A 15,136-nucleotide genomic window follows, 5' to 3' on the forward strand; every position below is an offset into this window, starting at 1 on the left:
CAAGCCGGCGCGGCGTCGCTACGCATCCGCTTAGCGCGTGATGGTGTCGTGGTCGGCCTGCCGGATGCATGCGATCCGATACACGCCGTCCTCGACTTCGACGCCGTGCGTATCGTGCGTGAAGCCCGGGAAGCGCAGGTCGTACTGTTCGAGCGCCTTCAGGTAGCCGAGCAGCGGGCCGTCGGCCGGGCCCGCGTTCTCGCCGGGCATCAGCAGCGGAATACCCGGCGGATAGGGCACGACACCCGTCGCGACGGTGCGGCCCGCCATCTCCGACAGCTCCAGCATCTCGATGTCGTTGTGCACCAGATGCTCGAACGCCTCCGCGGGGCTGAAGTCCGGCTGCGGCAGCGTCGAGAAGCCGCGCGACATCATCTCGGTCGTCTTCAGGTCGCTCATCGCGCTGAACATCAGGTCGCACAGCTCGCGCAACCCGAGCGAGCCGTAGCGTTCCGGATAACGCGCGGCGAGTTCCGGCAGCGCCTGTTCGAGCGGCGCGTTCGCGTCGTAGTCGCGCTTGAAGTCGAGCAGCGTGTTGACGAGCGTGCCCCACTTGCCCTTGGTCACGCCGAGCGAGAACAGGAACAGGATCGTGAAGTCGGTCGTCTTCTCGACGACGATGCCGTGCCGGTCCAGATACGCGGTGACGACCGACGCCGGAATGCCGACCGGCATCAGCCCGCCGTTCGGCGCGACGCCCGGCGTGACGATCGACACCTTGATCGGATCGAGCATGCAGTAGTCGTCTTCGATGTTGCCGAAGCCGTGCCACGTATCGCCCGGATGCAGCACCCAGCATGACGGATCGGTGGCGAGCAGCGTTTCGTCCGCTTCATGGAAGCGCACGCGCCGGCCCGTCTTGCGATCGACGACGGTGTCCGGCTGCCAGCCGTTGAAGAACCAGTCGTTGTTTTCCTCGCATTCCGCATGCAGCCGCGCGAGCATCCGGCGGAACGACACGGCCTCGCGGATCGCGTCGGTCGTCAGCGCCTCGCCGCCGGGGCCGTCCATCATCGCGGCGCTCACGTCGTTCGACGCGATGATCGCGTAGTTCGGCGACGTCGACGCATGCATCATGTACGCCTCGTTGAAGCGCGCATGTTCGATCGGATTGCGGCCGTCGCGGATATGGATGAACGACGCCTGCGACAGCGCGGCGAGCAGCTTGTGGGTCGACTGCGTCGCGAACACGGTCGGCTTGCTCGCGTCGTGCTGCGACGGATCGCCGTGCATCGCGTGACGGTCGCGGTAGATCGGGTTGAAGCGTGCATAGCCGTACCAGGCTTCGTCGAAATGCAGCCGGTCGACGCTCTGGCCGAGCAGTGCCTCGACGCGTGCGACGTTGTAGCAGAGGCCGTCGTACGTCGAGTTCGTGATCAGCGCGTGCACCGGCGTCGGATTGATGCCGTCGCGGCCGCGCACGAGCGGGTTTGCGTCGATCGACAGGCGCACGGCGGCGGCCGTGAGCCGTTCCGGCATGATCGGCCCGATGATCCCGTAATGGTTGCGCGACGGGATCAGGTAGGTCGGGATCGCGCCGGACATCGTCATCGCGTGCTCGGCCGACTTGTGGCAGTTGCGGTCGCACAGCGCGACCTGGTTGCGCGTGACGCTCGCCATCAGGATCACGCGGTTCGACATCGACGAGCCGTTCGTCACGTGATACGTGCGGTGCGCACCGAACACGCGCGCCGCGTAGCGTTCGCTTTCGCCGATCGGGCCCGAGTGGTCGAGCAGCGAACCGAGCTCGCCGACCGAGATCGACAGGTCCGAGCGGAACAGCGCTTCGCCGAAGAATTCGAAATACGCGCGGCCGACCGGCGATTTCAGGAACGCGGTGCCGCCCGTGTGGCCCGGCGTGTGCCACGAGTATTCGTACACGCGCGAGAACTGCGCGAGCGCGCGGAACATCGGCGGCAGCACGGTCTCGCGGTAGCGTTCGATCGCGGCGACGATCCGCCCGCCGATGAACGCGGTGGTGTCTTCCAGCATCCAGATGAAGTCGTCGGCCTTGCGCATCGCGTCGACCGGAATCGCGGCCGCGCTCGCGCGGCTCGCGAGCAGGAACACCGGCACCGTCGCATTGCGTGCGCGCATCGCATCGAGCACGGCCTGTGCGGGCGCATGCGCGGGATCGTTGCCGAGCTCCCAGTTCAGCAGCAGGCACTGGATCGCGGGGTCGGCATTGACGACGGCGCACGCGTCGTCGGCGGACGTCGCGATCACGACGTCGACGAGCCGCGTGCGCAGTTCCTCGGCGAGCGCGGTGGCGGCGCGACCGGTGGCGGTGCGTTCGTCGATGTCGTGCTGCACGAGCAGCGCCTTCATGCCGAGGCGGCGGAACGCCGGTTGGGTCAAGGAAGCGGTCATGGTTTATTCCCCCGGTTGGGTTGCCTGGACGCTCGCGGCCGGCGAGCGTGCGTGAAGGATGTCGGCCTGGTGTCGGCCCACGGAGATCCAGAAGGTCGCGACGAGCGCGACGATGGTGACGGCGAGTGCGAAGTAACGCACCCAGCGCGGCGAGCGGCCGCCCGGATGGATGTGGGTCTCCTCGATTTCGCGCTGGCGGTTGATCGACAGCTCGTAGAACACGATCGTCGCGATCACGAAGATCAGCGACCAGCGCGTCTGCTGGCCGTCGGAGCCGACCATCGCCCACAGCGCGTAGACGGCGCCGATCAGGCCGACGATCGTGTAGAAGGTGAACTGGTGCGACGGCATCTTGCCGTAGCCGAGCACCTTGATCGCGATGCACGAGTAGATGTACGGCAGCAGCGTCATGATCACGGCGATCGACGCGATCTTGCCGAACTGTTCGCTCGCGCTCGGCGACATCGTCGCGAGCACCTGCACCGACATGATCGCCGCGACGATCGCGAGGCCGGCGGACGGCACGTTCTTCGAGTTGACGCGCGCGAACACGCCGGCGAACAGGCCGTCGTCGGCCGCAGCCTTCGCGGTCTGGCCGACCAGCAGCGTCCAGCCCGCGAGCGAGCCGAGGCAGCCGAGCGCCGCGCAGATCGCCACCGCGTTGGCGGCGGTGTTGCCGAGCGCGAGTCGCGCGGCATCCGCGAACGGTGCGCTCGATGCGAGCAGCGCCTTGTTCGGGATCATCCCCATGATCACGGTCGAGCTGAGCACGTAGCAGACGGCCGCGAGCACGACGCCGCCGACGGTCGCGATCGGCACGTTGCGCGACGGGTTCTCGACGACGCCGGCTGACACCGACGCGCTCTCGACGCCGATGAAGGCCCACAGCGTGAAGTTCAGCGTCGCGCCGATCGCGCTGAAGCTGCTCGCGCCCGACACGTTCCAGCCGGCGAAGTACACGTCCTTGCTGAACCAGAACCAGCCGAACACGGCCATCCCGAGGATCGGCACGAGCGCGAAGATCGTCGTGACCGACTGCACGCGGCCGACCACGTTCGGCCCGAGGATGTTGGCGTAGGTGAACAGCCAGATCACGAAGATCTGCGCGAGCGCGAACACGAGCGGGTCGTGCAGGACCGGGAAGAAGTGCGTCAGGTAGCCGAGGCCGGCCACCGCGAGCCCGACGTTGCCGAGCACGTTGGCGAGCCAGTAGATCAGGTTGGTCTGGTAGCCGATGTACGGGCCGAACGACTTGCGCGCATACGCATACGGGCCGCCGGCGGCCGGGTCGATCGCCGCGAGTTTCGCGAACACCAGCGCGAGCGACACGGCGCCGACCACGGTGATCAGCCAGCCGAAGATCGCGATGCCGCCGGTGGCGGCGAGGTTCGCGGGCAGCATGAAGACGCCGGAGCCCATCATGTTGCCCGCGACCATCAGCGTGGCGGGAATGACGCCGATTTTCGGCGCGGAAGCCGCGGCTGGCGCGGCGGCGGAACGGGAGGAAGACGAGCTGGCATCGGACATGCGAGGCTCCTGGAAAAGACGTGATGCGGTTGAGGTGGCGCGGCCCGGCGCCGATCGACGATTCCGGAATGGTTCGTCGTTTTATTAAGCGAAGCCATGTTATCTCGTTAATCGGATCGTGTAATGGTAAACGCCGAAATTTAATGGGTTAAATGTTGATGGATGTCATTGAAATCCGGCGATCGGTGGTTCGACGGAGCCGTTCGTCAAGGCTGGCAGGGGTTTGCGGCGATGGTGTCGGTAAATCGAAATTCGAATCGACCGGTTTTTGGTGAGTAATTTATTTTTGACGAATTGGTTAAATCATCTCGTGATGTAAATAATGGGGCGATTCGTTTTCGAATTTGTCGGGTATTATCTGGCGCATTAAACCTGTCAGTGCGGCGCCGCACCTGACGATTTCTCCTTCCGAAAGGTGATGCCGATGCTGCCTTCCCGTTTGCCGGTGATCCAGGCACCGATGGTCGGTTCGCTGAGCGCGCTTGCGATCGCCGTCTGCGAAGCGGGCGGGCTCGGCTCGCTCGCGTGCGCGGCGCTCGGCCCGCAGCAACTGCGCGACGAGATCGCGGCGATTCGCGCGCGCACGTCCGCGCCGTTCAACGTGAACTTCTTCTGCCATACGCCGCCGGCGCCCGACGCCGAGGTCGATGCACGCTGGCGCGCGGCGCTGGCCGGCTACTACGCGCAGGCCGGGCTCGATCCGGCCGACATGAAAGGCGGCCCCGGCCGCGCGCCGTTCGACGACGCGATGTGTGCAGTGGTCGAGGAATTGCGGCCAGCCGTCGTGAGCTTTCACTTCGGGCTGCCGGACGACGCGCTTCTCGCACGCGTGCGTCGCACTGGCGCGCAGGTCGTGTCGTCCGCGACGACCGTCGAGGAGGCGCGCTGGCTCGACGCGCGCGGCGTCGATGCGATCGTCGCGCAGGGTGCCGAGGCCGGCGGACATCGCGGGATGTTCCTGACCGACGACATCCACGCGCAGCCGGGGCTGTTCGCCCTGCTGCCGCAGATCGTCGACGCGGTGCGGGCGCCGGTGATTGCGGCCGGCGCGATCGCCGACGGTCGTGGCATTGCGGCCGCGTTCGCGCTCGGTGCGCGCGCGGGGCAGATCGGCACCGGCTACCTGCTGACGCCGCAGGCCGGCCGCTCGGCGCTGCACCGCGCGGCGGTGCGTGCCGCGCGCGACGACGGTACGCGGTTGACCAACCTGTACACGGGGCGGCCCGCGCGTGGCCTGCTGACGCGTTTCATGCGCGAGCAGGGGCCGATGAGCGCGCTTGCGCCCGCGTTCCCGCTCGCGACGGCCCTCGTCGATCCGCTGCGCGGTGCGTACGAACGCGACGGGCGGGCCGATTTCTCGCTGCTGTGGTCGGGGGAGGCCGCGGCGCTCGCGTGCGAGGAGGACGCGGGGGTGCTGACGCAGCGCCTGTGGGACGACGCGCTGGCATGTGCGGCGGGGTTGCGCGACGCATTTCCGCCGGGCGACTGCGCGGGCACGGCAGGCGGCACCGGCACGGCGCGTGGAAAGGGGGGCGAAAACGGACGCGGAAAGCCGACCCGAACGCGACCCTGAAAAGGCTGCGGAAACGGCCGCCGAAACGGCCCCGGGCGGGGGCCATCGGCGTATCATCCGGGTTTTCGTCAGCCCTATCCAGGCACCCCCACCATGACCTCCGTCGACACTACCCCCGTCCTCGACCATGACAAGCTCGTTACCTTCGTCGAGCGCAAGTGGAACGATGAAATCCTCCACGCACTGACCGACTACATCGCGATCCCCGCGAAGAGTCCCGCATTCGACCCCGACTGGGCGAAGCGCGGGTATCTCGAACGGGTCGTGACCGATGCCGCGCAGTGGGCCGAACGCCAGCCGGTGAAAGGCCTGAAGCTCGAGATCGTGCGTCTGCCCGGCCGCACGCCGGTGATCTTCTTCGAAACCCCCGCGACGCGCTCGGGCAGCACCGACACGATCCTGCTGTACGGCCACCTCGACAAGCAGCCCGAATTCGACGGCTGGCGCGCGGACCTCGGCCCGTGGACGCCGAAGTTCGAGAACGGCAAGCTGTACGGCCGCGGCGGCGCGGACGACGGCTACGCGATCTACGCAAGCCTCGCGGCGCTCGGCGCGCTCGACGAGCAGGGCATCGAGCGGCCGCGCTGCGTCGGCCTGATCGAGACCTGCGAGGAATCGGGCAGCTACGACCTGCTGCCGTACGTCGACGCGCTGCGCGACCGGCTCGGCCAGGTGTCGCTCGTCGTGTGCCTCGATTCGGGCGCCGGCAACTACGACCAGATGTGGCTCACCACGTCGCTGCGCGGGCTCGTGTCCGGCGACCTGCAGGTCGAGGTGCTCGAAGAGGGCCTGCATTCGGGCGTGTACGGCGGCATCGCGCCGTCGAGCTTCCGCGTGATGCGCCAGCTGTTCGAACGCCTGGAAGACGCGAGGAACGGCAACCTGCTGCCGGGCGTGTTCCATTGCGAGATTCCGGACAGCCGCGTGCGCGAAGCCGACGCGGCCGCCGCGATTCTCGGCGACACCGTGTGGAAGGGGCTGCCGTGGGCCTGCGGGAATGACGGCAAGCCGGTGCTGCCGACCACGACCGACCCGCGCGAGGCGCTGCTGAATTCGACGTGGCGTCCGTCGCTGTCGGTGACGGGCGCGGCCGGTCTGCCGGCGCTCGCCGATGCGGGCAACGTGCTGCGTCCGCGCACCGCGTTCAAGCTGTCGCTGCGCCTGCCGCCGCTCGTCGACGCGGCGCAGGCCGTGCAGCAACTGAAGGAACTGCTCGAACTCGATCCGCCGTACAACGCGAAGGTCACGTTCAAGCCGGACGCGGGCGCCGCGACCGGCTGGAGCGCGCCGGATCTCGCGCCGTGGCTCGCGTCGTCGCTCGACGCCGCGTCGCGCCGCCACTTCGGTGCGGACTGCGCGTACATGGGCCTCGGCGGCACGATCCCGCTGATGAACGTGCTGCAGGCCGGCTTCCCGTCCGCGCAATTCATGGTGTGCGGCGTGCTCGGGCCGAAGTCGAATGCGCACGGCCCGAACGAGTTCCTGCACGTACCGTATGCGAAGAAGCTCACCGCGGCGGTCGCGGACGTGATCGCGTCCGCGCGCTGAGCGCCGTTGCTGCCCATTCCACCTCGACCCGACCTGACGGAGCCTTGCCGATGACCGCGCTGCCGATACCCGATACCGAACCGCTGCGCATGCGCGCCGAACCGCTGCACGCCTTCGTCGCGGCACTCTGGGAGCGGGCCGGCAGCAGCGAGCGCGAGGCGCGGCTCGTCGCCGATCACCTGGTCGGCGCGAATCTCGCGGGTCACGATTCGCACGGGATCGGGATGATCCCGAACTACGTCGCATCGTGGCGGGAAGGGCAGTTGCAGTTGAACGGGCACGCGTCGATCGTCCGCGACGGCGGCGCGGTGCTCACGGTCGACGGCGGGCGCGGCTTCGGCCAGGTGATCGCGTTCGAGGCGATGGTCGAAGGCATCGAGCGCGCACGCCGCATGGGCATCTGCGCGATCGGGCTGCGCGACGTGCATCACCTCGGCCGCATCGGGCACTGGGCCGAGCAATGCGCGCGCTCGGGGCTCGTGTCGTTTCACTTCGTCAACGTGCCGGGCGACCTGCTGGTCGCGCCGCTGCACGGCACCGATCCGCGCTTCGGCACGAATCCGTTCTGCGCCGCGTATCCGCGCACGGGCCAGCCGCCGCTGCTGCTCGATTTCGCGACGAGCGCGATCGCCTACGGCAAGACGCGCGTCGCCCATAACCAGGGCAAGCGCGTGCCGGCCGGGTCGCTGATCGATCATCGCGGCCAGCCGACCGACGATCCGGCCGTCATGCACGAGCAGCCGTTCGGTTCGCTGCTGCCGTTCGGGCTGCACAAGGGCTATGCGCTGGCCGCGATGTGCGAGATCTTCGGCGGCGCGCTGGTCGGCGGCCATACGACCTACGACGCCACGCTGCAGAAGACGAGCGCGATCGTGAACGGGATGCTGTCGGTGCTGATCGACCCGAACGCGTTCGATGCGGCCGACGCGCAGCGCGAGGCCGATGCGTTCGTCGCGTGGGCGAAGGCGTCGCCGCAGGCGGGCGATGCGCCGGTGCGGATGCCCGGCGAGCCGGAGGAGGCGAGCCGCGCCGCGCGTGGCGCCGACGGCATTCCGGTCGATCGCGCGACGTGGCGGCAGATCCGCGCAAGCGCGGCGCTCGTCGGCTTCGACGACGCCGAGCTCGACGCGTGGACGCAGCGCTGTACCGGCGCTGCGTGACCGGTTAGCCCGAGCGAGCGGCCGATGAGCTGGCAGGCGGACAAGGCGCATGGCGACGAGATCGCGTATCAGATCGCGAGCCTCGGCCGCGTCGACGTCACGCGGTTCTTCAGCGGCGCGGCGATGCGGCTCGATGGCGTGATGTTCGGGTTTCTCGCGCGCGGATCGCTGTTCCTGCGGGTCGACGACGTGAACCGGCCGGCGTTCATCGCGGCGGGGACGGGGCCGTTCTCGTACACGGGGCGCACGCGGACCGTCGCGCTCGAAGGCTATTACGAAACGCCGGCCGACGTGCTCGAGGATGCCGGCGCGCTGTTCGACTGGTGCCGCAGCGCGTATCGCGCGGCATTGTTGGCGGGTGCGCCGAAGCGCAAGGCGAAGAGGGCGGCCGGGCCGAAACCGGCGCAGGAGTCTGATTCGGCGGGCGTGTCGAAGCCGGCGGCGAAACGGAGTACGAAGCCGGCGGCGAAAGCGGCTGCAAAAGTGGCGGCGAAACCTGCGGCGAAAGCGGGGGCGAAGCCGGCCACGAAACCCGCCGCAAAATCTGCCGCGAAACCCGCCGCGAAACCCTCATCGAAGCGCAAGCAGCCGTAGCCTCAGCCGCACGCCGTCACGGCGGCGGGATGTCCGTTGTCCTCTCTTTCCGTTTTGTCATGACCGGGCGAGCCGGGCGACACATCGCCCGCGCACGGGATACCCGAAAGCACCAGGCTTGCCGCACCGCACATTCCCGATGCTTCACAACGGCGGTTGCGGCGTTTATGATCGGCGCGGGTTGCGTCCGCGTCTCGCGCAGTCCCCGCCGGCCCCGACGCCGGCTCCGTGAACGGCGCATCGAACGCCGCGCGGGATGGCTTCCCCACTCATCACTCCAGACGGAGACAGCCGATGCTCGTCCTGATTCTCGGTTTAGCGATCTTCCTCGGTGTGCACTCGATCCGGATCGTGGCCGACGGCTGGCGCACCGCGATGATCGAGCGGATCGGCGAGAAGGGCTGGAAGGCCGGGTATGCGATTGCGTCGATCGTCGGCTTCGTGCTGATCGTGCGCGGCTACGGGCTGGCGCGCGAGACCGTGACGCTGCTGTGGGTGTCGCCCGTCGGCGTGCGCCACCTGACCGGCGTGCTGACCGCCGTTGCGTTCGTGCTGATCGCCGCCGCGTACGTGCCGCGCAACCGGATCAAGCCGCTCGTCCATCATCCGATGCTGGCCGGCGTGATGGTGTGGGCGGTCGCGCACCTGCTCGTGAACGGCACGCTGCATGCGGTCGTGCTGTTCGGCGCGTTCTTCGTGTGGTCGCTGGTCGATTTCGTCGTGTCGCGCGCACGCGATCGCCGCGATGGCGTGCGTTATCCGCCGGGCCGGCTGTCGGGCGACATCATCGCCGTCGTGGCGGGGCACATCGTGTGGGCCGGGTTCGCGCTGTTCCTGCATGGCCCGCTGATCGGCGTGCGGCCGTTCGGTTGAACGGGCACGCCTGCCAGGATTGACTGGCGGGGCGCGCCTGAACCGGCCGCCGCACCCGCGTGTGTCGTATGTCGAGGCAGCTGCAGGCTGCCTGAGCGCTCAGCGCACCGACGCCTGTCCGAGCGACGACGACTTGCGTCGCATGAAGTACGACGCGACGATCACCAGCGCCGTCGACACCGTGAACCAGAACTGGAACTGCGAATCCGGGTTGAATGCCTGCGAGCCGAGCACGGCGACCAGCGAGAGCAGCGCGACCCAGTTCGATACCGGATAGAACCACGCGCGGAACGCCGACGGATCGCGCTGTTCGTGCTTCGTCTGCCGGCGCATCGCGAAGTGCGCGACGATGATGAAGATCCACACGATCATCACGAACGCGCCGCTGCTTTTCGCGAGCATCAGGAACAGGTCGCCGCCGCTGACGAAGTGAATCGCGAGGATCGACACGCACAGCGCGAGGCACAGCAGGAGCGCGTTCATCGGCACGCCTTTCGCGTTGGTGCGGCCGAACATCGCCGGCGCGTGGCCGCGCCGGCTCAGCGAGAACAGCATGCGCGAGTTCGAGAACAGGAACGAGTTCATCACCGACATGAACGACACGAACAGCACGAGCTTCATCGCGATGGCCGCGCCCGTGAAGCCCGCCATGTTGAACAGCGACACGTACGGCGACTTCAGGTTGGCCTTGTCGGTCCACGGCATGCACAGGATCAGGATCGACACCGAGCCGACGTAGAACATCATCACGCGCACGATCACGCTCTTGATCGCGCGGATCACGTTCTTGCCGGGGTTCTCCGATTCGCCGGCGGCGACCGCCGCGATCTCGCTGCCGCCCAGCGAGAAGATCACGACCATCACGCCCGCGAGCACGGGCGAGAGGCCGTTCGGCATGAAGCCGCCGTGATCCGTCAGGTTCACGAGGCCGGGCGCGGGAATGCGCGGCTGGAAGCCGAGCAGGATCGACAGGCCGAGCCCCATGAAGATGATGATCGTCGTCACCTTCGCGAACGACAGCCAGTATTCGGCCTCGCCGAACGAGCGCACCGAGTACGCGTTGCTCGCGATCAGCGTGACCAGCATGAACAGCGCGCCGCCCCAGATCGGCAGCCACGGCAGGAAATCGTGGAGGATCGCGCCGAGCAGGATCGCCTCGACCGTGATCGTCATCATCGACTTGAACCAGTACAGCCAGCCGACCGCATAGCCGGCCCATTCGCCGAGATACGCGCTCGCATACGTCGAGAACGATCCGCTGTCGGGATTGCGCGACGCCATTTCGCCGAGCATGAACATCACCAGCGTGACGATCACGCCGCCGATCAGGTACGACAGGATCGCCGCGGGGCCGGCGGTCGCGATGATCGCGCCGGAGCCGACGAACAGGCCCGCGCCGATCACGCCGCCCAGCGCGATCATCGTGATGTGTCGTTGTTTGAGGCTCTGCCTCAACGAGTTGTCCTGCATCTCCTACCTCTATTTATTGTTGGCCGGAAAGGTATCGGGCGGGGGCGGGGCAAGCGTTCTGCCACCGCGCGGAGCGCCGATGTCGGGAGCGTGTGTGACGCGATGTGCCGGGCCGGCGGTGGATGACGAAGGGGGGCGCCGGCCGCGGATTGCCGAGCGTTGCCCGCGAGCGGGCAATGACGATGGCAGCCCCGGATTGTCGACGGACGCGGGCGCGACCGCAAACGAGATATCCGAAAGACGTCTTGCGGTTTGCTCATCAATGGCCGGTTCGTCGCGACCGGCGGCGCGCGTCGGCCGTCCATGCCGACGTCGACATGAACTACATGGCGGCGCACCGATGGGCGCGGCGAGGCGCTCCGTATATCGTGGTTTCCGCGCGGCAACGTCCGGATCTCCGGCGGGTGTTGCGCCGACGACAACCACTGTATGGAGACTCGAATGACGCCTACCCAGGTCGTGCCGTTGACGCGGTCACGCTCGCCGCTTCCGCCCCGCAATTGCACGTTCGACACGCGCGATTGGGAAATTCTGAGCCGGTACTGGCATCCGGTTGCGTTCGCAACCGACGTGGGCGAGCGCCCGCTCGGCGTGACGCTGCTCGACGAGCGCCTCGTGCTGTTCCGCTCCGGCGACGCCATCGTCGCGGCGCGCGACGTATGTCCGCATCGAGGCGCGCCGCTGAGCCTCGGCTGGGTCGCAGGCGACCGGCTCGTATGCCCGTATCACGGCCTCGAATATGCGGCAGACGGCAAATGCGCGCACATTCCGTCGCAGCCCGATGGCCCGATTCCCGACCGCCTGTGCCTGACGACCTACGCGGTGCAGCAGGCATACGGGCTCGTGTGGGTGTCGCTGGGCGGCGGCGAGGTGCCGCTGCCGGATTTCCCCGCGTGGAACGCCGAGGGCTTCCAGCAGATCCTGCCGCCGTCGATCGATATCCGCGCGTCGGCCGGCCGGCAGACGGAAGGCTTCATCGACGTTGCGCACTTCGCGTGGATTCATCACGAGAGCTTCGCCGATCGCCGCAATCCGGTGGTGCCGCAGTACTCGGTCGAGCGGCGCGAGAACGGCCTGCGCGCGGAATACGTCAGCACGGTCAGCAACTTTCCGCGCTCGATGCAGCATCGCGCGCCGGAGGGTTTCCCGTGGCGGCGCGTGTTCGAGGTCGACGTGCCGTTTTTCGCGCGTCTCACCGTGCATTTTCCGGAAGGCGGCCGGCTTGCGATCCTGAATGCGGCCAGCCCGGTTTCCGCGCGCCTGACGCGTCTGTTCGTGCCGATCGCGCGCAACTTCGATCACGACCTGCCGCTCGACGACGTATATGCGTTCAATCGCCAGGTTTTCGAGGAAGATCGCGCGATCGTCGAGTTGCAGTGCCCGGAGGATTTGCCGATCGACCGTTCGCATGAAGCGCCGATCCTGGCCGATCGTTCGTCGGGCGCGTACCGGCGTGCACTTGGCGAGCTCGGGCTCGGCCAGTCATATGCGCGCTGAGCGGCGCACGGGAGAAGCGATGAAGATCTGGGAATGCGTGATCTGCGGGTTTCGATACGACGAGGCCGAAGGCATGCCGGAGCACGGGATCGCGGCCGGCACCCGCTGGGAGGATGTGCCCGACGACTGGATGTGTCCGGACTGCGCGACCGGCAAGCACGACTTCGACATGCAGGTGGTGCCGGCATGAGCACATCCGAAACGTCAGGGAGCCGGCGCGATCCGGTCGTCATCGTCGGCACGGGCCTCGCCGGTTATACGACGGCGCGCGAGTGGCGCAAGCTCGACGGCGAGACGCCGCTCGTGATGATCAGCCGCGACGACGGCAGTTTCTATTCGAAGCCGGCGCTGTCGAATGCGCTCGCGCAGCGCAAGACACCCGATCAGCTCGCGATGTCCGACGCGCGAACGATGGCCGGGCAGTTGCGCGCGACCATCCTGACGCACAGCGCGGTGCGGCAGATTCGCGCGGCGACGCACGAGATCGTGCTCGACGACGCTCGCGTGCAGCGCTATCGCGCGCTCGTCCTTGCAACCGGCGCGGATGCGCGGCGCGTGCACTGCGAAGGGGACGGCGCGGCCGACATCCTGTCGATCAACGACCTGGGCGACTACACGCGCTTTCGCGACGGGCTGCGCGATTGCCGCTCGGTCGCGCTGCTCGGCGCGGGGCTCATCGGCTGCGAGTTCGCGAACGATCTGGTTGCGGCGGGGCTGTCCGTCACCGTGATCGATCCCGCCGACGCGCCGCTGTCGCGGCTGCTGCCGCCGGAGGCCGGCGACGTGTTCGGGCGCGCGCTGCGCGACGCGGGCATACAGCTGCGGCTCGGTGCGGGCGTGCAGTCGATCGCGCGGCTCGCACGCGGGTATCGGCTCGCCCTGACGAGCGGCGAGCACGTCGAGGCCGACCTCGTGGTGTCGGCGATCGGGCTCGTGCCGAGAATCGCGCTCGCGCGTGAAGCGGGGCTCGACGTCGCCGACGGGATCGTGACCGACGCGTGGTGCCGCACCAGCGTGCCGGACATCTTCGCGCTCGGCGACTGCGCGGCGATCGAAGGGCGTGTCCGGCCGTACGTGCTGCCGATCATGCATGCGGCACGCGCGCTCGCGCAGTGCCTGCGGGGCACGCCGACACCGGTGGCGTTTCCCGTGATGCCGATCGTCGTGAAGACGCCGGCGATTCCCGCCGTGGTGGTCGCGGCGGACGGCGGCGGGCGCTGGACCACCGACGTCGGCGTGGGGAATGCGCCGCGCGCGACGCGTGCGCTCTACGCGGATGCCGGGTCCGGGCGCATCACGGGCTTTGCGCTGCTCGACGCCGCGACGTCGGAAAAGGCCGCGTTGCTGAAGACGATGGCCGGCGACGCGGCGTCATAGCGCGCGGCCGTATCGATCCCGAACCGGCGCTTCTCCAGGAGCGCCTTCGACAGGCAGCCCCTTCGCTGACCGACCCCTGTCGCGGACGGGGCCGCGCGCTCTGCGCGGATCCGTCCGTTCGTTGCCGCGAGCGCTTGCTCGCGGCTTTTTTGCTTTTCAGTGGAGCGGGCGCACGCCCTCCGGCACCAGCTTCTTCGCAACGCCCGATACGAGGCGCCGCAACCAGACGGCGGACGCGCTGCGATGCGTGCGGTCGTGCCAGAGCTGGTAGTAGGTCAGCGCCTGCGGCTCGCACGGAATCGGTTCGATGCGCAGCGGCAGCAGCGTGCAGAAATGCGTCGCCAGCGCGCGCGTCGTGGTGAACAGCAGGTTGGAGCGCATCAGCACGTACGGCGCCATGCCGAAATACGGCATTGTCGTCGTGACGTTTCTCGACAGGCCGCCGCGCGCGAGTTCGCGGTCGATGGTGCCGAGCCCCGTTGCGTGATGCGTGGTCACGCCGAGGTGGTCGGCTTCGCGATAGAGGCTGGCGGTGAGCCGGCCGTGCCTGATCGGATGATCGTTGCGCATCAGGCACACGAGATCGTCCCGGCACAGCGGCTGCAGATGCAGTTGCTGCGGTGGCGTGCCCCAGTTGCCGACCGCAAGATCGAGCGTGCCGCTTTCGAGCGCGTGTTCGTATCCGCCGTCGACGGTCATCAGGTGCTGGAATTCGATGCGCGCGCCCGGCGCCTCGTGCTTGAATGCATCGACGATCGCCGGAAGAAAGAACACGTCGAGATAGTCGGGCGAGCCGATCCGGAACGTGCGGCGCGTCGTGGCGGGGTCGAACGTGCTGGCGGGATTCAGCACCGCGGCGATGCCCGCGAGCGCCTGGTCGAGCGGCTCGACCAGCGTCATCGCGTGGCTGGTCGGCACCATCCGGCTGCCGCTCCTGACAAGCAACGGATCACCGGTGATCGCACGCAGCCGGCGCAACGCGACGCTGATGGTCGGCTGCGATTGCCCGAGCAGCGCTGCGGTTCGCGAGACGCTCGATTCGGTGATGAGCGTATGAAGAATCTTCAGGAGATGCGCGTCGATGACGTGTCGGGACATACCGGCTGCCGATGGGGTGGAGTGTATGTCGATGTATACGTAGCGATAT

Annotated in this window: 12 protein-coding genes; 8 read left to right on the forward strand and 4 right to left on the reverse strand. The window is 68.0% G+C overall.

What is annotated here, in order from left to right:
* Positions 1–30 precede the first annotated feature (30 nt).
* Both BX604_RS14975 and adiC read right to left on the reverse strand, forming a co-directional pair.
* Complete coding sequence (locus BX604_RS14975; protein WP_098551476.1) at positions 31–2,370, reverse strand: Orn/Lys/Arg decarboxylase N-terminal domain-containing protein; 2,340 nt, start codon at positions 2,368–2,370, stop codon at positions 31–33.
* 3 nt (positions 2,371–2,373) lie between these two features.
* Positions 2,374–3,897: an arginine/agmatine antiporter gene (gene adiC, locus BX604_RS14980; protein ID WP_098551477.1), complete on the reverse strand. Its 1,524-nt coding sequence runs from the start codon at positions 3,895–3,897 to the stop codon at positions 2,374–2,376.
* 418 nt (positions 3,898–4,315) lie between these two features.
* Between adiC and BX604_RS14985 the strand changes: the two genes are divergently transcribed.
* The 5 genes from BX604_RS14985 to BX604_RS15005 all read left to right on the forward strand — a co-directional run bounded on the left by BX604_RS14985 (position 4,316) and on the right by BX604_RS15005 (position 9,645).
* Positions 4,316–5,470, forward strand: a complete 1,155-nt coding sequence (locus BX604_RS14985; protein WP_257146326.1) for an NAD(P)H-dependent flavin oxidoreductase — start codon at positions 4,316–4,318, stop codon at positions 5,468–5,470.
* A 93-nt stretch (positions 5,471–5,563) separates the two neighbouring features.
* A complete protein-coding gene (locus BX604_RS14990; protein ID WP_098551478.1) occupies positions 5,564–7,018 on the forward strand; it encodes a M20 family metallopeptidase in 1,455 nt (484 codons plus the stop codon).
* 50 nt (positions 7,019–7,068) lie between these two features.
* Positions 7,069–8,178 (forward strand): malate/lactate/ureidoglycolate dehydrogenase, encoded by a 1,110-nt coding sequence (locus BX604_RS14995; protein ID WP_098551479.1) that lies wholly within the window; start codon positions 7,069–7,071, stop codon positions 8,176–8,178.
* Positions 8,179–8,202: 24 nt separating this feature from the next.
* Entirely contained in the window at positions 8,203–8,772 is a 570-nt protein-coding gene (locus BX604_RS15000) for a TfoX/Sxy family protein (RefSeq protein WP_098551480.1), read from the forward strand.
* Between the two features lie 294 nt (positions 8,773–9,066).
* Positions 9,067–9,645, forward strand: a complete 579-nt coding sequence (locus tag BX604_RS15005) for an NnrU family protein (protein ID WP_098551481.1) — start codon at positions 9,067–9,069, stop codon at positions 9,643–9,645.
* A gap of 99 nt (positions 9,646–9,744) precedes the next feature.
* Here the strand turns inward: BX604_RS15005 and BX604_RS15010 are convergent, their stop codons facing one another.
* Positions 9,745–11,115: an amino acid permease gene (locus BX604_RS15010; RefSeq protein WP_098551482.1), complete on the reverse strand. Its 1,371-nt coding sequence runs from the start codon at positions 11,113–11,115 to the stop codon at positions 9,745–9,747.
* A 441-nt stretch (positions 11,116–11,556) separates the two neighbouring features.
* Between BX604_RS15010 and BX604_RS15020 the strand changes: the two genes are divergently transcribed.
* The 3 genes from BX604_RS15020 to BX604_RS15030 are packed head-to-tail and all read left to right on the forward strand — an operon-like array spanning position 11,557 to position 13,989.
* A complete protein-coding gene (locus tag BX604_RS15020; protein ID WP_098551483.1) occupies positions 11,557–12,612 on the forward strand; it encodes an aromatic ring-hydroxylating oxygenase subunit alpha in 1,056 nt (351 codons plus the stop codon).
* 19 nt (positions 12,613–12,631) lie between these two features.
* Positions 12,632–12,802 carry a rubredoxin gene (locus BX604_RS15025; RefSeq protein ID WP_096508158.1) on the forward strand — a complete coding sequence of 57 codons (171 nt, stop codon included), beginning with the start codon at positions 12,632–12,634 and terminating at the stop codon, positions 12,800–12,802.
* Positions 12,799–13,989, forward strand: a complete 1,191-nt coding sequence (locus BX604_RS15030) for an NAD(P)/FAD-dependent oxidoreductase (protein ID WP_098551484.1) — start codon at positions 12,799–12,801, stop codon at positions 13,987–13,989. The genes BX604_RS15025 and BX604_RS15030 overlap by 4 nt, the downstream gene beginning before the upstream one ends.
* Before the next feature lie 156 nt (positions 13,990–14,145).
* On the opposite strand, the gene BX604_RS15035 is transcribed toward BX604_RS15030, so the two are convergent.
* Positions 14,146–15,087 (reverse strand): LysR substrate-binding domain-containing protein, encoded by a 942-nt coding sequence (locus tag BX604_RS15035; protein ID WP_098551485.1) that lies wholly within the window; start codon positions 15,085–15,087, stop codon positions 14,146–14,148.
* Positions 15,088–15,136: the final 49 nt, after the last annotated feature.

The organism is Burkholderia sp. JKS000303 (genome assembly GCF_002563755.1).
GTDB classification, from domain to species: Bacteria; Pseudomonadota; Gammaproteobacteria; order Burkholderiales; family Burkholderiaceae; genus Burkholderia; species Burkholderia anthina_B.